The organism is Streptomyces sp. QH1-20 (genome assembly GCF_041283565.1).
Classification (GTDB): Bacteria; Actinomycetota; Actinomycetes; order Streptomycetales; family Streptomycetaceae; genus Streptomyces; species Streptomyces syringius.
In genome coordinates this window covers 2,932,571-2,953,225 of record NZ_CP166299.1, presented here as the reverse complement: position 1 = coordinate 2,953,225, position 20,655 = coordinate 2,932,571, and the positions used below count along the sequence as shown (strand labels likewise).

Here is a 20,655-nt window from a genome sequence, read left to right as displayed (position 1 = left end):
GGTCGCGGGTGGGTCAGACGCGGCCGGTCAGTTCGTAGCCGGCCTCGTCGACGGCGGCGCGGACGGCCTCGTCGTCCAGCGGGGCGGTGGCGGTGACGGTGACCTGACCGGTGGCCGCGACGGCCTGCACCGAGGTGACGCCGGGGAGGGCGGTGAGTTCGCTGGTCACGGCGGACTCGCAGTGGCCGCAGGTCATGCCGGTGACCTGGTAGACGGTGGTGGAGGCGGTGTTCGTCCCAGCGGTCATGGTGGTGCTCCTCGGTAGATTTCGATCAACTCGACAGCGTCAACACCTTACCCCCTAGGGGTATTCCTTCGGGTAGGGGTTCCGGGGAATTCCACCCGGCCGCGCGCCTGCCCGTACGCCTGCCCGCGCGGTGGCCGCCCGTGCGGGGGCAGGGCCGCCGCGACGGAAAAAGGGCCCCGGGCCGAGGGGGAGCTCGGCCCGGGGCCCGGCTGGTGGGGCGGGGGTGAGGGGGAAGGCGGGGGCGGGTTCAGTCCTTCGATCCGCGCCGGGAGCGGTTGCCGGGCCGCCGGGCGACCCAGGCGCGGATGGTGTCCGCGAACCAGTAGGGCTTGCCGCCCTCGGTGAGATCGGGGGCGGGGAGCAGTCCGTGCTTGCGGTAGGACCGCACGGTGTCGGTCTGCACTCCGATGTGTGCCGCGATTTCCTTGTAGGACCAGAGCCGACGGTCGGTCATCTGTCGCGCCTCTCCGCTGCGCCGCAGCCACGGAGGGGGGATCCGTCGGGAAGCTGCGGCGCGGCCGTTCTTGATCACTGAGCCTGCCCCCAATGAACGACGCAGAGTGACCGGGCGGGCGGGGCTGTCGAGCGCCTGTGACGGAAGGACCACGCGGGCGTGACCAATGTGACGTGAGGGTGACACAGGGTGGTCAGGGGAGAGGGACCCCCGCCCGCTCGGCCACCTCCGCCGGCCGCACGGGCCGGCCCTCCTGCCGGGACAGCTCGCACGCCTCCGCGACGACCAGCGCGCGCAGCCCCTCCCACCCGGAGCAGGGATTGGGCACCTCGCCCCGCGCGGCCCGGACGAAGGCGGCCAGCTCGGCGCGGTACGCGGCGTCGAAGCGCTCCAGGAAACCGCTCCACGGCCGTACGGGCGCCCCCGGCCCGCCCGGCTCGGCCGATGTCATGGGCGTACGGTCGTCCAGCCCGACCACCCATTGGTCGCGCTCGCCGGACAGCTCCATCCGCACGTCGTACCCCGCGCCGTTGTACCGGGTGGCGGTCGCGGTGACGAGCGTGCCGTCGTCCAGGGTGAGCAGGACGGCGGCGGTGTCCACGTCACCGGCCTCGCGGAAGAACGCCGCGCCGTTGTCCGTGCCCCGGGCGTAGACCTCCACCACCTCACGGCCCGTCAGCCAGCGGACGGCGTCGAAGTCATGGACCAGGCAGTCGCGGATCAGCCCGCCGGACTGCGGCAGGAACTCCGCCGGTGGCGGCGCCGCGTCCGAGGTGACGGCCCGGATGGTGTGCACCCGCCCCAGCCGCCCCGCCCGCAACGCCTCCCGAGCGGCCCGGAACCCGGCGTCGAAGCGCCGCTGGAACCCCATCTGCAACAGCGTCCCCGCCGACTCGACCTCGCGCAGTGCACGGACCGTGCGGTCCAGGTCGAGCGCGACCGGTTTCTCGCAGAACGTGGGCAGACCTTTGCGTGCCGCCGCGGTGATGAGGTCGGCGTGTGCGGCGGTCGCGGCGGTGATCACTACGGCATCCACGTCCGCGAGTGCGGCTTCCGCCGTGGTGGCCGCCCGCGCCCCGACGCGCTCTGCGAGCGCGGCGGCTCGCGCCGGGTCGGCGTCGGCGACGACGAGGGCGTCGACGCCGTCGGTGTGCGCGAGGGCGGTGGCGTGGAACGTGCCGATGCGGCCTGCTCCCAGGAGTCCGATCCGCAAGGGGGGTACCTCCGTCTTGTCCACGTCAGCGGTACAGCGCCGGGCGTTCGGGCAGTTCCACCGTCACACGCGTCCCCGTGGCCTGCGCTCGTACGCCCGCTTCGCACACGACCGCCGCCGCGTAGCCGTCCCAGACGCTGGGGCCCTCGACCAGGCCGCGGCGGGTGGCGTCGACCCAGTGGCGGACCTCGCGGTCGTAGGCGTCCTCGAAGCGCCGGCGGAAGTCGGGGGCGATCTCGCCGCCCCACCGTCCGGCGGCGTTCACGGTCAGGCCGTGCGCGTCCCCGATCAGGGCCGTGCCGCGCTCGCCGACCGCCTCGCAGCGCACCTGGTAGCCGAAGCCGCAGTTGACGAAGATCTCGACGTCGACGACCGCGCCGCCCGAGGTCTCGAAGAGGACGAACTGAGGGTCGCTCAGCGCCCCGGGCGCCGCCGACGAGGGGGTGGGCTTGAGGACGGTGACGGCGGTGATCTCCTGGTCGAGGAGCCAGCGCGTGGCGTCGATCTCGTGCACGACCGAGTCGTTGATCAGCATCTGCTCGGTGAACCCGGGCAGCGTGGACGTGTTGCGGTGGCGGCAGTGCAGCATCAGCGTCCGGCCGAAGTCACCCGCGTCCAGCAGTGACTTCAGCCGCATGTACTCCGCGTCGTAGCGGCGCATGAAGCCCACCTGCACCCGCCGGTGGCCCAGCCGGGTCTCCGCCTCCAGGACGCGCAGCGCGGACGCGGCGTCCGGGGTGAGCGGCTTCTCGCACAGCACCGGCAGATCGCGGTCGAGCGCTTCGAGCAGGGCGGCCTCGTGGGCCGGGCCGGGCGAGGCGATGAGGACGGCGTCCACGTCGTCGGCGGCCATGGCGGCGGCCGGATCCGTATAGGCGGTGGCACCGTCGAGGCGGTCGGCGATCCCCTTCGCGCGGTCGCCGTCGATGTCCACGACGGCCGCGACGTGCGCCCCGCCGACGACCTCGTCGATCCGCCGGACGTGATCCGCGCCCATCCTGCCCGTACCGATCACGGCTACGCCGAGCGTTCCTCGCTGCGTCATGGTTTCCCTCGTTCTCGTTCGACTACGAGCCGTCCGTGCCACCTGCGGCGGCGGACGCCCTGCGGGCGCGTCCTCAATCGCCGGACGGGCTTGTTCAAGCCCGTCCGGCGATTGAGGACACACTCGCGACGATCCGCCGGCCAGGCGCTACGCGCCGCACGAGCGCAGATAGCGGCGGGTGCGCCGGGCGATGGGCAACGGCCGGTCCGGCGGGCAGGGGTACATGTCCTGTTCGACGATGGCGAAGAGGTCGACGTCGAGTTTGCGGGCCGCCGCCAGGACGGGCTCCAGGGCCGGTACGCCGCGCGGCGGTTCGCACATCACGCCGCGCCGGACGGCGGGCCCGAAGGCGGTGCCCTCGGCGAGGACGTCGGCGAGGACCGCCGGGTCCACCTGCTTGAGGTGGAGGTAGCCGATCCGCTCGCCGTAGGTCTCGATGAGCTTGACGCTGTCCCCGCCGCAGTAGGCGTAGTGCCCGGTGTCCAGACAGAGGTTCACCAGGTCGGAGTCCGTGGCGTCGAGGAAGCGCTCGACGTGCGCCTCGGTGTCGATGTGGGTGTCGGCGTGCGGGTGGACGACGATGTCGAGCCCGAAGCGCTCGCGCACCTCGCGGGCCAGCCGTTCCGTGCCGGTGGTGAGGTGGTGCCACTGCTCGGCGGTCAGTTCGGGGCTCTCGATCAGCTCGGCGGTCTTGTCGTCGCGCCAGAAGGAGGGGATGACGACGAGATGGCCCGCGCCCGTCGCCCGGGTCAGCTCGGCGACCTGCGCGACGTGCGCCCAGGTGGCGTCCCAGGCCGCCGGGCCGCGGTGCAGGGCCGTGAACACCGTGCCGGCGGAGACGGTCAGGCCGCGCTGTTCCGTCTCGTCGCGCAACCGGGCGGGGTCGGTGGGGAGGTAGCCGTACGGGCCGAGTTCGATCCACGCGTAGCCCGCCTCGGCGACCTCGTCGAGGAAGCGCTGCCAGGGGACCTGCTGCGGGTCGTCGGGGAACCAGACGCCCCACGAGTCCGGCGCGGAGCCCACCCGGATCCGGCCGGGGGAGCTCGGGGCGGGGGAACCGGAGGGGGGAGAAGGGGAGTGGGCGGCGGGCATGCGGCGGCTCTCCTCTCGCCGGTCGGCGGTGACCGGTCAAGGGCTGGTTCTCCCGTGCCGAAGGGCAGGGGTGGGGTTGCCGGTAGCTTCCCTGCCGGGTAGATGGGTGTCAAGGCTTCGTCCGGACATATGGACGTACAGTCAATGCCCTTTCGAGGGACGTCCATATGTAAGGACAAATCCTTGACAGGGTCCCGTGCGCCCGGCTAGACCTGACCGGAGCCGACCGGAGTCCATCCGCCGGCGGAAGGACGGAGAGGGCAGACATGAGCGAACCGGTCGAGCCTGTCGAGCCGTACGACCTGCTCACCATGGGCCGCGTCGGCGTCGACCTCTATCCGCTCGAGACCGGGGTGCCGCTGGCGCGGGTGGAGACCTTCGGCAGGTTCCTCGGCGGTTCGCCCGCCAACGTCGCGGTCGCCGCCGCCCGGCTGGGGCGGCGCACCGCCCTCATCAGCCGTACGGGGGCGGACCCGTTCGGCGAGTACGTCCACCGGGCGCTGCGCGACTTCGGCGTGGACGACCGGCTCGTCCTGACCAGCCCCGACCACCCCACCCCGCTCACCTTCTGCGAGATCTTCCCGCCCGACGACTTCCCCCTCTACTTCTACCGACGGCCCAAGGCGCCCGACATGGAGCTGCGCGCCGACGAGCTCGACCTGGCCGCCGTGTGCGAGGCCCGGATCTTCTGGATGACCGGCACCGGCCTCTCCGAGGAGCCGAGCCGTACCGCCACGCTCGCCGCCCTGGAAGCGCGTACGGCTGCCGGGACCGGGGGCATCACCGTCTTCGACCTCGACTGGCGGCCGGCGTTCTGGGGCGATCCGGGCAAGGCCCGTCCCTGGTACGCGAAGGCGCTCGGCCACGCGACCGTGGCCGTCGGCAACCTCGACGAGTGCGAGATCGCCACCGGCGTCCGCGAACCGGCCGACTGCGCCCGGGCGCTGCTGGCCGCCGGGGTCGAACTCGCCGTCGTCAAACAGGGCCCCAAGGGCGTGCTCGCCGCGCACCGCGACGGCGCCGTCACCGAGGTGCCGCCGGTGGCCGTCGAGGTGGTCAACGGACTCGGCGCGGGTGACGCGTTCGGTGGCGCGCTGTGCCACGGGCTGCTCGCGGGCTGGGACCTCGAACGCGTGATCCGCTACGCCAACGCCGCCGGGGCGCTGGTCGCCTCCCGGCTCTCCTGCTCGGCCGCGATGCCCACCCCGGCCGAGATCGATCAACTCCTGGCCTGAAAGAGGCACCGCGTGAGCACCATCGGTATCCCCGACCTCGTGAAGGTGCGGAGCAGGCATCCCGAGGCCGTCGCCGAGGCGGCGGCCCGCCGGGCCCGGCGCCCGCTGATCGGCGACAGCGGCCGACTCCTGATCATCGCCGCCGACCACACCGCGCGTGGTGTCCTCGCCGTCGGCGACCGCGCCCACGCCATGGCCAACCGGGCCGACCTGCTGGAACGGCTGTGCCTCGCGCTCTCCCGCCCCGGCGTGGACGGCGTCCTCGGCACCGCCGACATCCTCGACGACCTGCTGCTGCTCGGCGCCCTCGAACACAAGGTCGTCGTCGGGTCCATGAACCGCGGCGGTCTCGCCGGCGCGGCCTTCGAGATGGACGACCGCTTCACCGGCCACCGCGCCGCCGATCTGGCCGGGCTGGGCTTCGACGCGGGCAAGCTGCTGCTGCGCATCGACTACGACGATCCCGGCTCGCTGAGCACGATGGTCGCCACCGCGCGCGCCATCGACGACATGGCCGCCCACCGGCTGCCCGTGTTCGTCGAACCCTTCCTCTCCCGGCGCGTCGCGGGCAAGGTCCACAACGACCTGAGCGCCGAGGCCGTCACCAAATCCATCGCCATCGCCTCCGGATTGGCCGGCACCTCCGCCTACACCTGGCTCAAGGTGCCCGTCACCGACGACGCCGACGACATGGCGAGGGTCATGGAGACCTCCACCCTCCCGGCCGTCCTGCTGGGCGGCGACGTGGGCGAGGACCAGGACGCGGCGTACGAGAAGTGGCGTGCGGCGCTTCGTCTGCCGACGGTCCAGGGGCTGGTGGTGGGGCGGGCCCTGCTGTATCCGGCGGACGGGGATGTGGTGGGTGCCGTTGATACTGCGGTGGGGTTGCTGTGAGCAACTCAGCCCGTCCGGCGATTGAGGACACCGCGCGCAGCGCGGTCGGCAGTGAGATGAGGACCGTATGACCTCCGCAGCGCACCACCTCCCCGCCGGCACGGCGACCGGCACGGACTACGCCCTCGACGTCACGCCCGGCCGCGCCGGCTGGCGCTACTCCTCCCTGCGCACCCTGACCCTGCCCCCGGGCGGCAGCCACACCTTCCCCACCGGCGACAGCGAATGGATCGTGCTCCCCCTCAGCGGCGGCTGCGCGGTCGCCACCGACAGCGGTGAGACCTTCGAACTCCACGGCCGCGACAGCGTGTTCACCGCCGTCACCGACTTCGCCTATCTGCCGCGTGACGCGCACGCCACCGTCACCTCGCCGTCCGGCGGCCGCTTCGCGCTCACCGGGGCGCGCTGCGAGCGCCGACTGCCCGCCCGCTACGGGCCCGCATCCGGCGTGCCCGTCGAGCTGCGCGGCACCGGCAACTGCTCCCGGCAGGTCAACAACTTCGCCGCCGCGGGCGTCTTCGAGTGCGACCGGCTCATCGCCGTCGAAGTGCTCACCCCCGGCGGCAATTGGTCCTCCTACCCGCCGCACAAGCACGACGAGCACCGCCCGGGCCTGGAGTCGGAGCTGGAGGAGATCTACTACTTCGAGATCGCCGGCGACGACACCGGCCTCGGCTACCAACGGGTGTCGCCGTCGCGGGAGAAGGGAACGGACGTCCTCGCCGAGGTCCGCAGTGGTGACGTCGTGCTGATCCCCGACGGCTGGCACGGCCCGTCCATGGCCGCCCCCGGCCACGACATGTACTACCTCAACGTGATGGCCGGGCCGGGCGCCGAGCGGGAGTGGCTGATCTGCGACCACCCCGACCACGCCTGGATCCGCGGGACCTGGCCCGAGCAGCCCGTGGACCCGCGTCTGCCCCTCTTCCCCGCCCGGGAAGAACCCGCCCGCCAGGAACCCGCCCAGGGAGAAGCCCGATGACCCGACGGCTCACCGTCGCGCAGGCCCTCGTCACCTTCCTCGCCCACCAGTACACCGAGCGCGACGGCCGACGGCAGCGGCTGATCGACGCCTGCTGGGGGATCTTCGGCCACGGCAATGTCGCCGGCATCGGGCAGGCGCTGCTGGAGTCCGAGGGGGCCCTGCCCTATCTCCAGGGCCGCAACGAACAGGCCATGGTGCACGCCGCCGTCGGCTTCGCCCGCCAGCGCGACCGGCTCGCCGCGCACGCCGTCACCACCTCCATCGGCCCCGGCGCCACCAACCTCGTCACCGGTGCCGCGCTCGCCACGGTCAACCGGCTGCCCGTCCTGCTGCTCCCCGGTGACACCTTCGCCACCCGGCCCGCCGACCCCGTCCTCCAACAGCTGGAACACCCCGGTACGGGCGACGTCTCCGTCAACGACTGTCTGCGCCCGGTGTCGCGGTACTTCGACCGGATCACCCGCCCCGAGGCGCTGATCCCCGCCGCCCTCCAGGCCATGCGGGTGCTGACCGACCCCGCCGAGACGGGAGCCGTCACCCTCGCCCTGCCCCAGGACGTCCAGGCGGAGGCGTACGACTGGCCCGAGGAGTTCTTCGCCGACCGCGTCTGGCACGTACGCCGTCCGGCGCCCGACCCGGCCGCGACCGCCGACGCGGCGGCGGCCGTACGGGCCGCCCGGCGACCCCTGATCGTCGCGGGCGGCGGCGTCCACCACAGCGAGGCCGAGGACGCCCTGCGCGCGCTCGTCGAGGCGACCGGCATCCCCGTCGCCTCGACCCAGGCGGGCAAGGGCTCGCTGCACCACGACCACCCCGCGGACGTCGGCGGCATCGGCCACACCGGCACGGCCGTCGCCGACGAACTGGCCCGCGCCGCCGACGTGGTCATCGGCGTCGGGACCCGCTACAGCGACTTCACCACCGCCTCCGCGACCCTCTTCGCGCCCGGCGTCCGCTTCGTCAACCTCAACATCACCTCCTTCGACGCCCACAAGCTCGCCGCCCTGCCGCTGGTCGCCGACGCCCGCGCCGGGCTCCGGGCACTCACCGAGGCCCTGGCCGGATACCGGGTCCCGGCGTCGTACGAGAGCGAGTACGCCGCCGGGAAGGCCGCATGGGAAGCGGAGGTCGAGCGCGCGTACGCGGTGGCGGACCCCGGTGCCCGGCCCGGTCAGGCCCAGGTGCTCGGCGCGCTGGACGCCGTCGTCGGCGACGAGGACGTGATCATCAATGCGGCGGGCTCACTCCCCGGCGATCTGCACAAGCTGTGGCGGGCCCGCTCCCGCCGCCAGTACCACCTGGAGTACGGCTACTCCTGCATGGGGTACGAGATCCCGGCCGCCATCGGCGTCCGCCTGGCCGCCCCGGACCGGCCCGTGTGGGCGCTCGTCGGCGACGGCACGTATCTGATGATGCCCACCGAACTGGTCACCGCCGTGCAGGAGGGCATCGCGATCAAGGTGGTCCTGATCCAGAACCACGGCTACGCCTCCATCGGCGGCCTCTCCGAGGCGGTCGGCGGCGAGCGCTTCGGCACCGCCTACCGCTACCGGGCCCCCGACGGCACCTACTCCGGCGACCCGCTGCCCGTGGACCTGGCCGCCAACGCCGCCTCCCTCGGCATGGCCGTACTGCGCGCCCGCACGGCCGGTGAGCTGCGCACGGTGCTCGCGGAAGCGCGCGCCGCGGACCGGCCCACATGTGTCTATGTGGAGACCGAAACAGCCGACAGTGTGTCCGGGGCGCCCCCTGCCCAGGCGTGGTGGGATGTGCCTGTCGCCGAGACCGCGACCCGCCCGGCGGCCGTCAGGGCCCGCCGGGACTACGAGCGTCACGCCGCCGCCCGCCGCCGTTACCTTGGAACGTAAGAGAGGTCGCAGCAGATGAAGACCGTCAACCACTGGATCGGCGGCACGTCCGTCGAGGGGGCCTCCGGCGCGTTCGGCCAGGTCACCGACCCGGCCACCGGCGCCGTCACCACCCGGGTCGCGTTCGCCTCCGCCGAGGAGGTCGACGCGGCCGTCGCGGCGGCCAAGGACGCCTTCGGCACCTGGGGCACGTCCTCGCTGGCGACGCGCACGGCGGTGCTCTTCCGCTACCGCGCCCTGCTCGACGCCCACCGCGACGAACTCGCCGGGCTGATCACCGCCGAGCACGGCAAGGTGCACTCCGACGCGCTCGGCGAGGTCGCCCGCGGCCTGGAGATCGTCGAACTGGCCTGCGGCATCACCCTCCAGCTCAAGGGCGAGCTGTCCACCCAGGTGTCCGGCGGTGTGGACGTCGCCTCGATCCGCCAGCCGCTCGGCGTCGTCGCGGGCATCACGCCCTTCAACTTCCCGGCCATGGTGCCGATGTGGATGTTCCCGCTCGCCATCGCCTGCGGCAACACCTTCGTCCTCAAGCCGAGCGAGAAGGACCCCTCGGCCGCGCTGCGCCTCGCCGAACTCGCCGCCGAGGCCGGAGTGCCGGACGGCGTGCTGAACGTCGTGCACGGAGACAAGGTCGCCGTCGACCGGCTGCTGGAACACCCGGACGTCGCGGCCGTCTCCTTCGTCGGCTCCACGCCCATCGCCCGCCACATCCACGGCGTGGCCACGTCCCACGGCAAGCGCGTCCAGGCCCTCGGCGGCGCCAAGAACCACATGCTGGTCCTCCCCGACGCCGACCTCGACGCCGCCGCCGACGCGGCCGTCTCGGCCGCCTACGGCTCGGCCGGCGAGCGCTGCATGGCCATCTCGGCGGTCGTCGCGGTGGGCGACACGGGCGACGCGCTCGTGGCGAAGATCCGCGACCGCGCCGAGAAGATCAAGATCGGCCCCGGTGACGACCCCACGTCCGAGATGGGCCCCCTCATCACCAAGGCCCACCGCGACAAGGTCGCCTCCTACGTCCACGGCGCGGCCGCCCAGGGCGCCGAGGTCGTCCTCGACGGCACGGGCTTCACCGTCGAGGGCTACGAGGACGGCCACTGGATCGGCCTGTCCCTCCTGGACAAGGTCTCCACGGACGCGGACGCCTACCGCGACGAGATCTTCGGCCCCGTCCTGTGCGTGCTGCGCGCCGCGACGTACGAGGAGGGCATCGCCCTGATCAACGCCTCGCCGTGGGGCAACGGCACCGCCATCTTCACCCGCGACGGCGGTGCGGCCCGCCGCTTCCAACTGGAGGTCCAGGCAGGCATGGTGGGCGTCAACGTCCCCATCCCGGTGCCGGTCGGCTACCACTCCTTCGGCGGCTGGAAGGACTCGATCTTCGGCGACCACCACATCTACGGCAACGACGGCGTGCACTTCTACACCCGCGGCAAGGTCGTCACCACCCGCTGGCCCAACCCGGAGGACGGCGGCGTCGATCTGGGCTTCCCCAGCCACCGTTGACACACCGTGAGCGGCCTCCCCCACGCGGGGGAGGCCGCTCACGCGTGCGGGGGGTCCGGCGGCCGGGCGCCGCCGGTTGACTGGCGGGCATGAGGAAGCACACGCGCACCCGGACACTCGGCCGTCTCGTCACCCTCGGTCTGCTCGCCGGGCTGCTGGCGCCCACGGCGCGGGCGGGGGCCCTGGAGGGGACGCCGGAGACGCCCGACGGTGACATCCGGGCCAGGGTCGAAGCCGTCCCCGGCATGCGGCTGACCGGTGAGAAGCCGGCCGCCCCCGGCTACCGCTACTTCGAGCTGAGCTACCGGCAGCCCGTCGACCACCGCCACCCCGAACGGGGGACGTTCGAGCAGCGGCTGACCCTGCTGCACAAGTCCGTCCGGCAGCCGATGGTGCTGTACACAACGGGCTACGCCCTGGGCGCGGACCCCGCGTTCCGCTCCGAGCCCACCAAGCTCGTCGACGGCAACCAGATCTCCACCGAGCAGCGGTACTTCGGCACGTCCCGGCCGCAGTCCCAGGCCGTGGACTACACGACGCTGGACATCTGGCAGGCGGCGAGCGACCACCACAGGCTGATCCGGGCGCTCAAGGCGCTGTACGGCGGGCCGTGGATCTCCACCGGCGGAAGCAAGGGCGGCATGACCGCCGTCTACCACCGCCGCTTCTACCCCCGCGACGTGAACGGCACCGTCGCCTACTCCGCCCCGAACAACACCGACGACCGCGACGACACCGCCTACGACGCGCTCGTCGAGCGGCTGGGCACCGAGTCCTGCCGCGCCGCGCTCAAGGCGGCCCAGCGGGAGGCGCTGGTGCGGCGCACGGAGCTGGCCGGCCGCTACACCGAGTGGGCGGCGAAGGAACAGCGGACGTTCACCACGGTCGGCAGCGCGGACCGGGCGCTCGAACTCGCCGTGCTGCGCGCCGTGCCGATGTTCTGGCAGTACGGCGACGCCGCGAAGTGCGCGGACGTCCCGGCGCCCACCGCCTCGACGGACGAGCTGTACACGTGGCTGGACGCGACGACCGGCCTGAAGAACTACACCGACCAGGTGCTGGGCACCCTGACGCCGTACTTCCACCAGCTGGGCACCCAGCTCGGCTACCCGCAGTACCGGGCCCCGCACCTGGACGGACTGCTCCGCCACCCCGGCGTCCAGGACGTCCGCACCTACGTCCCCCGGGACATCCCGCTGCGCTTCCAGCCGCACGCGATGGCCGACATCGACCGCTGGGTGCGCCACCACGGCAGTGAACTGCTCTTCGTCTACGGGGACAACGACCCGGCCACGGCCGAACGCTTCCGGCTCGGCCGCGGCAGCCGTGACGCGTACGTCGAGGTCGCGTCGGCCAACCACCGCGCCCGTCTCACGGACCTGGCACCCGACGCCCGCGCCCGCGCCGAGGCGGCACTCGGCCGGTGGGCGGGGCGGTAGCCGGGCCCACCGGTCAGCCCTTACGCCTTGGTCGGTCCCTGGCAGATCCCCGTCTTCGAGTCGCACGACCAGAGCGTGACGACCGGGTTGGAGGACGTGGTCACCCGTGAATTGCCGCAGCCGGGCTTGTTGCCGTTGCCGTCGCCGACCGCTCCGACGCGGCCGTTGCGCAGCTTGTACTGGACGCGGTAGCCGTGGCCGTCCGCGTGGTCGTCACAGGCCCACACCCAGGTGTGTCCCGTGGTCACCCCGCCGTGGCCGCACGACCGCAGACCCGAAGTGCCGCAGAAGTACGGGCCCTTGACGCGCGCGTCGTGGGCCGATGCGGTGCCGGCTCCGCCGATCGAGAGGGCCAGCGCGCTCGTCGTGCCGACGGCGAATACGGCGATCTTCCTCGCAAGCCTCATGCTCGTCCCCGTTCCTCCCTGGTCTCCGCCGTCAGGCGGAGCAGAGGGGGTTCCCCCTGCGGACACGAGCCTAGGAACGAGGCGCCCGTCGGGCATCCAACGCGCGTGGTAATCGCCGTCTGCAACCAGGGCGGTAGGGCGGGCCCATCGCGTGGCCGCCTACCGCCCTGGTCGCACCGCACCGCCTCCGGCGGCTCAGCGTGCGCCGAAGACCTGCGTCCACTTCGGGCCGCCGGAGTCGGAGGTGACGCCCACGCCGATCTCCTTGAACGCGCAGTTGAGGATGTTCTTCCGGTGGCCGGAGCTGTTCATCCAGGAGTCCATGACGGCCGACGGACCGCTCTGCCCGGCGGCGACGTTCTCGCCGTACGTGCTCCAGCGGTAGCCGGCGGCGGTGATCCGCTCACCGGGGCCCTGGCCGTCGGGGTTGGTGTGGTCCATGTAGTCGCGGGCGGCCATGTCGTCGGAGTGCCGCTGGGCAGCCGTGGTCAGCTGCGCGTTGCTCGTCAGCGGGGAGCAACCGGCCTTGGCGCGCTCCTCGTTGACCAGGGCCACGACCTGCTGTGCGGTGCTGCCGCCGCCCGTGTTGCCGGTGGCCGGCTTCGGCTTGGGCTTCGGGCGGGCCGGGGCGGTGTCGGGCTTGGGCTTCGACGTCGTGGCGCTCGGCTCGGGTGCCGCCGACTTGGCCGAGGGGGAGGCCTTGGGCGAGGGCTTCTTGGACGCCTTCGGGCTGTGGGACGGGGAGGGCTTGGCGGAAGCCGAGGCACCGGTCTCGAGGGGCGAGGGGGTGCGGTCCCCGAAGGGCACGGCCTGGCCGGGGGCGCTCACGGTCTTCGGCTCGGTGCTCTCGGAGGAGTCGGAGAAGAGGTACGAGCCGCCCAGCGTGGCGCCGCCGAGGAGAGCGAGGACCCCGGCCCCGATCCCCGCCCGTACGGCGGTGCGCTTGGGGCGGGCGCGGTGACTGCGGGGAGCAGAGGGCTGGTTCGGGGAGTTCGATATGGAGGAACGATTCGGCATAGCGGCCTGATTCGGTATCGGGGACGTTTCCGGTGTCGGGGAAGCGAAGTCGGAGGTGTGCGGACCGGTGTACGGGGCGGGGTCCGGGGGCGAGGAGAAGGCCACCGGCTGGGTGTCGAGCACGGCGCCGCCGCCCCACCACCCGAGCAGCGCGCCCGGGACGGGCACCAGACCGAGGCCGACGAGCAGCCCCTCGGCGGGGACCAGGGACGCCCCGGCGCCACCGCAGCCCGCGCAGCCGCGCGTGTGCCGGGCGAGGCGCTTGCGCCACAGCGCGGAGGGGGTGCCGTCCCAGGGCGCGACGAGTTCGGCGAGCTCCTGGCAGCGCGGGGTGGCGGCGAGTGCCCGTACGACGCCCCGGGCGACGTCGAGCTGGGCCTTGCAGCGCTGGACGCGCACGGCGGTGTGCTGCGGGGAGAGGTCCAGGGCGGCGGCGACCTCGGTGCGGGTCAGTTCGCCCGCGGCCTCCAGCCACCACAGGGACAGCACGTCCCGGTCCCCGTCGTCCAGCCAGCGGGTGGCCTCCGCGACCTCGCGGCGCTGGCCCGACAGGCCCAGTCGCACGATGGTGAGGTCGACGAAGTCGGCACCGGGGTCCGGCACTTCGCGGCCGACCTCCTGGAGTCCGCCCACGGGGGTCTCCTCGCGTTGTCCGTCCCGCCAGTGGCTGCGTATCTGGTTCATCGTGATCGCGACGAGCCACGACCGGCAGGCGGCCGGATCCCGTAGCCCGTCAAGGCCGTTGATCATCCGGAGCATGGTCTCCTGGACCACGTCGTCGACGTCCGCGTGCCCGTTCAGCGCGCGGCCGACGATGTTGTAGACCAGCGGCAGGTACGCGGCGACGAGTTCGTCCTGCGCGGCGGGGTTCCCGGCGCGCGCCGCCTCGATCACGGCCGCGGTCACGCTGTCACTCTGCACGCCCCGTCCACCTCTTTCCGCACCTGAGTCGATTGCCGTCCCGACACATGGGAGACCCGAAGCCGCTCATCCAATAACAAGAATGTGGAGATCGGTTCGGGCGGAAAGATCGAAACGGTGGGTGCGCGCGGGTGGCGGCGCGCGGGCCGAGGTAGCCGGGCGCGGATCCGGGTTCGTGGCGAACGTCCAGCTCAGGGCGGGTTTCTGGAAGATCGGCGGCGCGCGCGGCCGGGCCCGCCGACGGTCTGTGGATCAGCCCGCCGCGGGCCCGGTGTGAAGCACCTCACGTGCGCCTCACCTGCACCGGTGTGCCCTATATGCGCGCCTCGTCACTCGCGTTGCACGCGTGCTCGGCGAAGGGCGACCGGTCCAGAAACTCCGTCACGATCCCCGGCGTCGCCGTGTCCGCGAACCCCGCCGCCTCCATGGCCGACATGTCCCGGATGCGGTATCCGTCCTCACCCGCCGCGACCCCGGCCGTCACGGTGACCACCCCGGCCCGGCGGGAGAACGGCGTGTCCGAGAACGTCCACGCCAGCACCGCGTCCCGGCGCAGCGTCACGGTCTCCCGGCCGAACGTGCCCGACCGCACCACCAGATGGCGGCCCCGCACCGCGTGCCCGAGCGCGCGGTAGGCGTCGCGCGCGAACGCGTAGGCGACCGGGGTCGCGAGCAGCGCGTAACCCGCCGCGCAGTACAACAGCACGGGCGTGAGCTGCCGGCCCAGCACGGCCAGCGCCACCGTCGGCGGCAGGACGCACCACGTCAGCGCGCGCACGACCCGGCGCCGCAGCGCCACTCGCGGGTGCGGGCGCAGCCCGTCCGTCGGGACTTCCTCGCCCAGTACCCCCGCACACACCCGCAGCGCCTCCGCGCGGGAGGCGGGCGGCAGGACGGCGCTGCGCTTGCGGTTCTCCTCGCGGTTGCCGAGCCCGCCGGCGACCGCCCGTACGCTCGCCCCGCCGCCCGCGCGCAGCAGCAGCGGCTCGCGCAGGGCCACCCCGCGCAGCCTGGCCCGCTCGATGGAGACGGAACGGGTCGTCAGCAGCCCGTGGCGGACGCCGAGGGTCTCCCGGTCGGTCCACTCCAGGCGGTACCGGCCCCAGTTCTCGGCGTAGAGCAGCAGCGAGCCGATCACACCGATCACCACCACCGCGAGCAGGGCCGCCGGGACGGTGAGCCACAGCGCGCTGTGGCCGAACTCCTCGAACGACCGGCGGACGAAGCCGATCCGCCAGGGCTTGATCCCGATCCCGTCGAACACCCTCCACACGGCACCCGACGCGGCGAAGACACCTCCGAAGACCCAGAAGGTGAGCGGCGCGTAGCGCAGCCGACGCGGGTCGGCGGTGGCGAGTACGGGGTCCTGGGCGCTCACGGCCCCGGCGCGGGCGAGGAGTTCGGCCCGCAGCCGCACGGCCTCGGGCCGGGACAGGGCGTCCAGCGACAGCTCGCTGCGGCCGCCCGCCGAACCGGCCGTGCCCGCCCGCAGGACCGTGAGGCCCAGGACGCGCTGCACGGGGTTGGCGGTCAGGTCGACGTTGCGCACGCGATGCAGCGGGATCGACCGCAGCCGCCGGGTGAACAGGCCCGTGCGCACCTCCAGGGACTCGTCGGTGACGCGGTAGCGGGTGCGCGACCAGGTGACGGATCCGGCGGTGGTGATGACGGCGAAGACGACCCCGATGACTCCGAGGGTGATCCACCCGCGGAGGTCGAGCTCGCCGCCGGTGGCCAGCGCGGTGAGTGCCAGTGAGCCCAGCGGCGCGGCCAGCCAGGCGCAGTGCACGAGGGGGGTGCGGGCATCGAGCGACCGCCAGCCGTCGCTGTCCCGGGCAGTGCCCCGGTCGGTGTGCCGCCCGGTCACGCGGCGTCCCCCGGGACGGCGCGGGCGGCGGCGGTGATGCGCTCGGCCAGCAGCCGGGCGTCGGCGTCGGACAGGCCGGCGATCTTCACGTCGCCCGCCGTCGAGGCGGTGGTGACGGTGACCGTCGCGAGGCCGAAGTACTGCTGGATCGGGCCGCGCGCGGTGTCGACGGTCTGGACGCGGGAGAGCGGGGCTATCCGGCGCTTCTGCCAGAACCAGCCGCTCGCGGCGTAGACCGCGGTGTCCCCCAGCTCCCAGGCGTGCACGCGATACCGCCAGGCCGGCATGGCCAGCGTGTACGCCAGCGCGGGCAGCACGAGGACGACGAGCAGCAGCGGGCCGAGCCAGAGCAGGGCGCCGGGGAAGAAGAGGAGGGAGAGCACGCCCAGCGTGAGGGCGACCAGCAGCAGCGGGCCGCTGACGGTGACCAGCGACTGCACGGTCCACCACCGCCGGGCGCGGGGATCGACGCTGTTGCGCGGCGGCCGGAGCCTGACGCGCGTGTGGTGCCGGTGTTCGACCATGACCGCCCCCGTAATCTTTTACAAGTCAATCGTATTGGCAGCAGTCAAGGTATAGCAATACACTTGACCTGTAAAAACGAGGAAGGGGCGCCACGTGCCCAAGCGGGTGGACCATGAGGAACGCCGCCAGAAGATCGCGGAGGCCCTCTGGCGGATCGCGTGCGAGCGCGGGCTCGACGGGGCGAGCCTGCGCGACGTCGCGGCCGAGGCGGGCATCTCGCTGGGGCAGTTGCAGCACTACTTCTCCAGCAAGGACGACATGCTCGTCTTCGCCCTCGACCACATCAGCGCCCTCGCCGCCCGCCGTATCGGCGAGCGCGTCCACGCCCTGGCCGAGGCCCCCGCCCCGCGCGACATCCTGCGCGAATCGGCGGTGGAGATGCTGCCCCTGGACGACAGCAGCCGCACGGGCAACCTCGTCCAGATCGCCTACTTCGTCCGGGCCGTCCACGACGAACGTCTGCGCCGCCACGCCAAGGAGGGGATCCCGGCCCTTCGCGGCCTCTTCGCCCACCAGATCCGGGAGGGCATCACGCGCGGCGAGGTCGCCCCCGACCGCGACCCCGACACCGAGGCGATGCTGCTGATCGCACTGATCGACGGCCTGACGAACTACACCCTGCTGGAGGTCGTCTCCGGGGCGGAGGCGCTCCACCTGGTGGACGCGCATCTGGACCGGTTGTTCACGCCGTAGCCCTCCGGCCGCCGGTGCTACTTCCGCCGGGCGCGGTTGCGGCCGCCGGGGCCGCGGGAGAGGACGCCCGCGAGTTCGTCCAGGGCGTCCACGAGGAGCTCGGCGGCGCGTACCGCCACCCCCTCGTCGTCCACCCGCGCCTGCCACGCGGCGTACGCCTGGAGGGGACCCGACCAGTCCAGGTCCCGCCGTTCCCGGACGGCCGCGACGGCCTCCGGCAGGGCCGCGCGCAGGGCCGCCGCGAAGTCCTCGGCCTCCTGGGACGGGGTGGCGTCGCGGTCCGGCAGATGCGCCTCCATCAGCATCGTCGTCCGCCCCATCGTGGCCAGCGCGGCCTCCGCGCCCCGCTCCGCGCTGCGCGAGATCCCCCGATGGCGTACGGGCTCCCGCTGGGCGCGGGCGACCGCGTCGTCCCAGGCCTGGCGCGCGGCCCGGGCGTCCAGCAGCGCCTCGCGCACCCGGCGCGGTTTGCGCTCGGCCGGGCGGGCGAACGTGTCGAGGACCGCGAGGGAGTAGCGGCCGTTGGCCGCCAGCCAGTCCGCGAGCCGGTCACGCAGCTTGGGGGTCTCCCAGGCCGGGAAGAGCGCGTACGCGGCCATCGCGAGCAGCCCGCCCAGCAGGGTCAGGATCACCCGCTCCTCCACGGTCTGCGACCAGCCCTCGCCCGCGATGCCGAGCAGGAAGACGACATACGCGGCGATGCACGCCGAGGCCACGCTGTAACCCGTGCGCATCAGCAGATACATCAGCCCGATGCACACCACGGCGAGCGCCGCGCACACCCACGGTCCGGGGTGGGCCAGGGCCATCACCAGGCCGCCGACGAAGACTCCGACCAGCGTCCCGACGAAGCGCGCGACCCCGCGCGAATAGGTCTGGCCGAAGTCCGGCCGCATGACCATGACCGACGTCATCGGCGCCCAGTAGCCGTGTCCCAGCGGCAAGGCGCTGCCCAGGGCGTACCCGGCCAGCGAGACCGCCGCGACCCGCACCGCGTGCCGCCCGATCGCCGAGGACCAGCGCGCCTCCCGCCGCAGCGCCCGCAGCCCCACCGGCACCAGCCGGGGGACGGTGGGCCGCAGCAGATGGCGGTACGGCTCCTTCTCCTTGGAGTTCCCGGGGCCCTCGGCCGGCTTCTGAGGGCGCTCCCCGTTGGCGGGCGGGGCCTCCTTGACGGGCTCGTCGGTGGCTTCCACGGCGTCCGCGAGCAGCGCGATCAGCCGCAGCGCCGAACGGCGGGCGGGCCCGGTGAGCATCGAACCGGACTCGGCCCCCTCCAGGACCGCCATCACCTCCGGCGGCAGCCGCACCGGCCTGCCCCACCGGATCGACCGCGCCACCGCGTCCAGCACCGTCGCGGCGGCGGCCAGCAGATCCCGTACGTGATCCCGCTCCGGCCCCTCGGCGGGCGCCCCCACGACGGGGTCGGCCAGCGAGGCCAGCACCGGCCGCAGCCGCTCGGCGACGCCGCGCGGCCCGCCCAACTGGCGCGGGCGGTTCCGGGCCTGGCGGGGAGTGAGCTCGGCGGCGCTGCGGGCGTCCATCAACGGCTGCGCGTCGAACCGCGCCACCGGGTCGTGCCGCAGCCGGCGCGCGTAGTCCGCCTCGGCGGCCAGCGCGTCCGCGAGCGCGTCACGCTGCAGGCCCCAAGGTCTGATGGGGAAGAGCACGATGAGCGCGGCCTGGACCACGCCCGCGCAGACGATGATCCCGGCGTGCAGCAACGCCCCGGCGACGGACGTCGGCAGCGTGACGGTGATGAGCATGACCGCGACGGTCTGCGTCGCGACCATCCCCGACACCGGCCCGACCGCCCACGCCATCCCCGCGAGCAGCGTCCAGACGGCCAGCAGCACGGCGAACGCGAGATGGTCGGCGGCGGCCATGTAGCCCAGGAACGTACTGATCGCGAGCCCCGCCGCCACCGCGAGCGCCAGCACGGGCCGTGGCCGCCAGGACCGCTGGAAGGTCACCAGCGCCGAGGCGAACGCCCCGAACGCGGATGACACCGCCAACGTCGGCGTGGCGAGCCACAGCACGACCCCGATGACGATCGCCACCCCGGCCGCGCCCCGCACCGCGACCAGCGGCTGCAACTTGGTCCGCTCGACCGTCAGCCCGGTGCGGACGGTGTCTTTCAGCGCCTTCGACCAGGTCATGCCCCCGAGCTTACGGTCCTGACCGCAACTAACCGGAATGCGACCGCTCGCTTATTTCTGTGGTCGTTTCCGTGACCGTTTCCCTGACCTGACAGGGCTTTACGGGGCCTTGCGGGTGCGGTGCGTCAGCCGCGCCCGGGCAGGGACAGCGGGGTCCGGGCCCGCCACTGCTCGACGACGGGCTCCAGCATCGCGCCGAGCTCCGGCATGCGCGGCACGAGCGCCAGGGCACCCACCACCTGGAGCATCCGCGCGCCCTCCATGACGTCCAGCAGGGCCCGGTCCACCCGCGTGCCGCTGGCGCGTTCGTAGGCCTCGACCCCGCGCGGGCCGACGAGCGTCAGGTCCCACTCCACGGGCCCGCGCGTGACGTCCTCGAAGTCGTTGAAGACATAGCCGTCGGCGGTCCGCAGGACGTTGTAGGACGGCGAGTCACCGTGCAGCGTCTGCACACGGGCGTCGGGGAAGTACGCGGACAGATCGCTGACGAGCGCTTCGAGCACCGCGTACTCCGCCTCGGCCCGGTCCAGCTCCGCCGTGGTGAGCGACTGCGGCTGCTTCTTCAGCTCCGCGAGCGCCGGCTTCAGCGCGGGCACCAGGGGCGCCAGCGTCGGCAGCGGCTCGCCGGGATACCCGGCCAGCAGGCCGTGCAGCCGGGCGGCCCAGCCGGTCTGCTCGGCGAAGCGGTCCTCGAACGACTGGCTCTCGTCGGCGTCCGCCTCGCTGACGAACTCCCAGAAGGTCAGGGACCTGCCCTCGAACTCGACCGGTTCACGCGGCACGAGCGGACTGGGCCGCACGACCGGCGCCCCACTGTCGGCCAGCCACCCCGCCACGGCGAGCTCGTGCCGCTGCTTGACCGCCTGCTCCTCGACGGACGCGAGCGCGAGCGTCGGCACCCGCACCACGACCGGATCCGGCGCGAGATGCACCAGTACGTTGAAGACGTCGTGCAGCACGCGCGGCTCGTCCGCCCGCAGTCCGAGCCGCTTCCCGGCCCGGGTCGCGAGGTCTACGGCCTCCTGGGCACGCTTGCTGAGTGAATTCGGGTTCGCCATGGAACGATCCTGCCCGGGGGAGCGGCG

At 73.2% G+C, this 20,655-nt stretch carries 18 protein-coding genes; 7 read left to right on the top strand and 11 right to left on the bottom strand.

Annotation, left to right across the window (positions count from 1 at the left end; genetic code table 11):
- Positions 1 to 13 precede the first annotated feature (13 nt).
- The 5 genes from AB8O64_RS13230 to AB8O64_RS13210 all read right to left on the bottom strand — a co-directional run bounded on the left by AB8O64_RS13230 (position 14) and on the right by AB8O64_RS13210 (position 4,051).
- Complete coding sequence (locus AB8O64_RS13230) at positions 14 to 247, bottom strand: heavy-metal-associated domain-containing protein (protein ID WP_356452952.1); 234 nt, start codon at positions 245 to 247, stop codon at positions 14 to 16.
- A 247-nt stretch (positions 248 to 494) separates the two neighbouring features.
- On the bottom strand, positions 495 to 701 hold the full coding sequence (locus tag AB8O64_RS13225; RefSeq protein ID WP_130877929.1) for an AlpA family transcriptional regulator: 207 nt from the start codon (positions 699 to 701) through the stop codon (positions 495 to 497).
- A gap of 193 nt (positions 702 to 894) precedes the next feature.
- A complete protein-coding gene (locus tag AB8O64_RS13220) occupies positions 895 to 1,914 on the bottom strand; it encodes a Gfo/Idh/MocA family oxidoreductase (RefSeq protein WP_370419359.1) in 1,020 nt (339 codons plus the stop codon).
- A gap of 25 nt (positions 1,915 to 1,939) precedes the next feature.
- Positions 1,940 to 2,959: a Gfo/Idh/MocA family protein gene (locus AB8O64_RS13215; RefSeq protein ID WP_370419358.1), complete on the bottom strand. Its 1,020-nt coding sequence runs from the start codon at positions 2,957 to 2,959 to the stop codon at positions 1,940 to 1,942.
- Positions 2,960 to 3,106: 147 nt separating this feature from the next.
- Positions 3,107 to 4,051: a sugar phosphate isomerase/epimerase family protein gene (locus AB8O64_RS13210; protein WP_370419357.1), complete on the bottom strand. Its 945-nt coding sequence runs from the start codon at positions 4,049 to 4,051 to the stop codon at positions 3,107 to 3,109.
- A 266-nt stretch (positions 4,052 to 4,317) separates the two neighbouring features.
- Between AB8O64_RS13210 and iolC the strand changes: the two genes are divergently transcribed.
- From iolC to AB8O64_RS13180, 6 genes are all read left to right on the top strand, one after another.
- Positions 4,318 to 5,286: a 5-dehydro-2-deoxygluconokinase gene (gene iolC, locus AB8O64_RS13205; RefSeq protein WP_370419356.1), complete on the top strand. Its 969-nt coding sequence runs from the start codon at positions 4,318 to 4,320 to the stop codon at positions 5,284 to 5,286.
- 12 nt (positions 5,287 to 5,298) lie between these two features.
- Positions 5,299 to 6,180, top strand: coding sequence for a deoxyribose-phosphate aldolase (locus AB8O64_RS13200; protein WP_370419355.1), 882 nt, complete (start codon positions 5,299 to 5,301; stop codon positions 6,178 to 6,180).
- Positions 6,181 to 6,247: 67 nt separating this feature from the next.
- Positions 6,248 to 7,162 carry a 5-deoxy-glucuronate isomerase gene (gene iolB, locus AB8O64_RS13195; protein ID WP_370419354.1) on the top strand — a complete coding sequence of 305 codons (915 nt, stop codon included), beginning with the start codon at positions 6,248 to 6,250 and terminating at the stop codon, positions 7,160 to 7,162.
- Positions 7,159 to 9,033, top strand: coding sequence for a 3D-(3,5/4)-trihydroxycyclohexane-1,2-dione acylhydrolase (decyclizing) (iolD, locus tag AB8O64_RS13190; protein WP_370419353.1), 1,875 nt, complete (start codon positions 7,159 to 7,161; stop codon positions 9,031 to 9,033). The genes iolB and iolD overlap by 4 nt, the downstream gene beginning before the upstream one ends.
- A 15-nt stretch (positions 9,034 to 9,048) precedes the next feature.
- The gene (locus AB8O64_RS13185) at positions 9,049 to 10,542 is read left to right on the top strand and encodes a CoA-acylating methylmalonate-semialdehyde dehydrogenase (RefSeq protein ID WP_370419352.1); all 1,494 of its coding nucleotides are present in this window, start codon (positions 9,049 to 9,051) and stop codon (positions 10,540 to 10,542) included.
- An 89-nt stretch (positions 10,543 to 10,631) separates the two neighbouring features.
- Complete coding sequence (locus tag AB8O64_RS13180; protein WP_370419351.1) at positions 10,632 to 11,981, top strand: S28 family serine protease; 1,350 nt, start codon at positions 10,632 to 10,634, stop codon at positions 11,979 to 11,981.
- A gap of 20 nt (positions 11,982 to 12,001) precedes the next feature.
- On the opposite strand, the gene AB8O64_RS13175 is transcribed toward AB8O64_RS13180, so the two are convergent.
- The 4 genes from AB8O64_RS13175 to AB8O64_RS13160 form a co-directional block, all read right to left on the bottom strand.
- Positions 12,002 to 12,388: a hypothetical protein gene (locus tag AB8O64_RS13175; RefSeq protein ID WP_370419350.1), complete on the bottom strand. Its 387-nt coding sequence runs from the start codon at positions 12,386 to 12,388 to the stop codon at positions 12,002 to 12,004.
- Between the two features lie 195 nt (positions 12,389 to 12,583).
- Positions 12,584 to 14,326, bottom strand: coding sequence for a sigma-70 family RNA polymerase sigma factor (locus AB8O64_RS13170; RefSeq protein ID WP_370419349.1), 1,743 nt, complete (start codon positions 14,324 to 14,326; stop codon positions 12,584 to 12,586).
- 313 nt (positions 14,327 to 14,639) lie between these two features.
- Positions 14,640 to 16,193 carry a PH domain-containing protein gene (locus AB8O64_RS13165; RefSeq protein ID WP_370419348.1) on the bottom strand — a complete coding sequence of 518 codons (1,554 nt, stop codon included), beginning with the start codon at positions 16,191 to 16,193 and terminating at the stop codon, positions 14,640 to 14,642.
- Positions 16,190 to 16,717, bottom strand: a complete 528-nt coding sequence (locus AB8O64_RS13160) for a PH domain-containing protein (RefSeq protein WP_370419347.1) — start codon at positions 16,715 to 16,717, stop codon at positions 16,190 to 16,192. The genes AB8O64_RS13165 and AB8O64_RS13160 overlap by 4 nt, the downstream gene beginning before the upstream one ends.
- Positions 16,718 to 16,811: 94 nt before the next feature.
- On the opposite strand from AB8O64_RS13160, the gene AB8O64_RS13155 reads away from it, so the two are divergent.
- The gene (locus AB8O64_RS13155) at positions 16,812 to 17,411 is read left to right on the top strand and encodes a TetR/AcrR family transcriptional regulator (protein WP_370419346.1); all 600 of its coding nucleotides are present in this window, start codon (positions 16,812 to 16,814) and stop codon (positions 17,409 to 17,411) included.
- A 17-nt stretch (positions 17,412 to 17,428) separates the two neighbouring features.
- Here AB8O64_RS13155 and AB8O64_RS13150 read toward each other — a convergent pair whose 3' ends face one another.
- Both AB8O64_RS13150 and AB8O64_RS13145 read right to left on the bottom strand, forming a co-directional pair.
- Positions 17,429 to 19,570, bottom strand: a complete 2,142-nt coding sequence (locus AB8O64_RS13150) for an FUSC family protein (RefSeq protein ID WP_370419345.1) — start codon at positions 19,568 to 19,570, stop codon at positions 17,429 to 17,431.
- Between the two features lie 125 nt (positions 19,571 to 19,695).
- A complete protein-coding gene (locus tag AB8O64_RS13145; RefSeq protein WP_370419344.1) occupies positions 19,696 to 20,628 on the bottom strand; it encodes a phosphotransferase in 933 nt (310 codons plus the stop codon).
- Between the last annotated feature and the right edge of the window lie 27 nt (positions 20,629 to 20,655).

Bases quoted from the DNA above. Each gene is read 5' to 3' on its own strand.
- AB8O64_RS13230 (WP_356452952.1), bottom strand. From the start codon at position 247: ATGACCGCTGGGACGAACACCGCCTCCACCACCGTCTACCAGGTCACC.
- AB8O64_RS13225 (WP_130877929.1), bottom strand. From the start codon at position 701: ATGACCGACCGTCGGCTCTGGTCCTACAAGGAAATCGCGGCACACATC.
- AB8O64_RS13215 (WP_370419358.1), bottom strand. From the start codon at position 2,959: ATGACGCAGCGAGGAACGCTCGGCGTAGCCGTGATCGGTACGGGCAGG.
- AB8O64_RS13210 (WP_370419357.1), bottom strand. From the start codon at position 4,051: ATGCCCGCCGCCCACTCCCCTTCTCCCCCCTCCGGTTCCCCCGCCCCG.
- iolC (WP_370419356.1), top strand. From the start codon at position 4,318: ATGAGCGAACCGGTCGAGCCTGTCGAGCCGTACGACCTGCTCACCATG.
- iolB (WP_370419354.1), top strand. From the start codon at position 6,248: ATGACCTCCGCAGCGCACCACCTCCCCGCCGGCACGGCGACCGGCACG.
- iolD (WP_370419353.1), top strand. From the start codon at position 7,159: ATGACCCGACGGCTCACCGTCGCGCAGGCCCTCGTCACCTTCCTCGCC.
- AB8O64_RS13185 (WP_370419352.1), top strand. From the start codon at position 9,049: ATGAAGACCGTCAACCACTGGATCGGCGGCACGTCCGTCGAGGGGGCC.
- AB8O64_RS13180 (WP_370419351.1), top strand. From the start codon at position 10,632: ATGAGGAAGCACACGCGCACCCGGACACTCGGCCGTCTCGTCACCCTC.
- AB8O64_RS13175 (WP_370419350.1), bottom strand. From the start codon at position 12,388: ATGAGGCTTGCGAGGAAGATCGCCGTATTCGCCGTCGGCACGACGAGC.
- AB8O64_RS13160 (WP_370419347.1), bottom strand. From the start codon at position 16,717: ATGGTCGAACACCGGCACCACACGCGCGTCAGGCTCCGGCCGCCGCGC.
- AB8O64_RS13150 (WP_370419345.1), bottom strand. From the start codon at position 19,570: ATGACCTGGTCGAAGGCGCTGAAAGACACCGTCCGCACCGGGCTGACG.
- AB8O64_RS13145 (WP_370419344.1), bottom strand. From the start codon at position 20,628: ATGGCGAACCCGAATTCACTCAGCAAGCGTGCCCAGGAGGCCGTAGAC.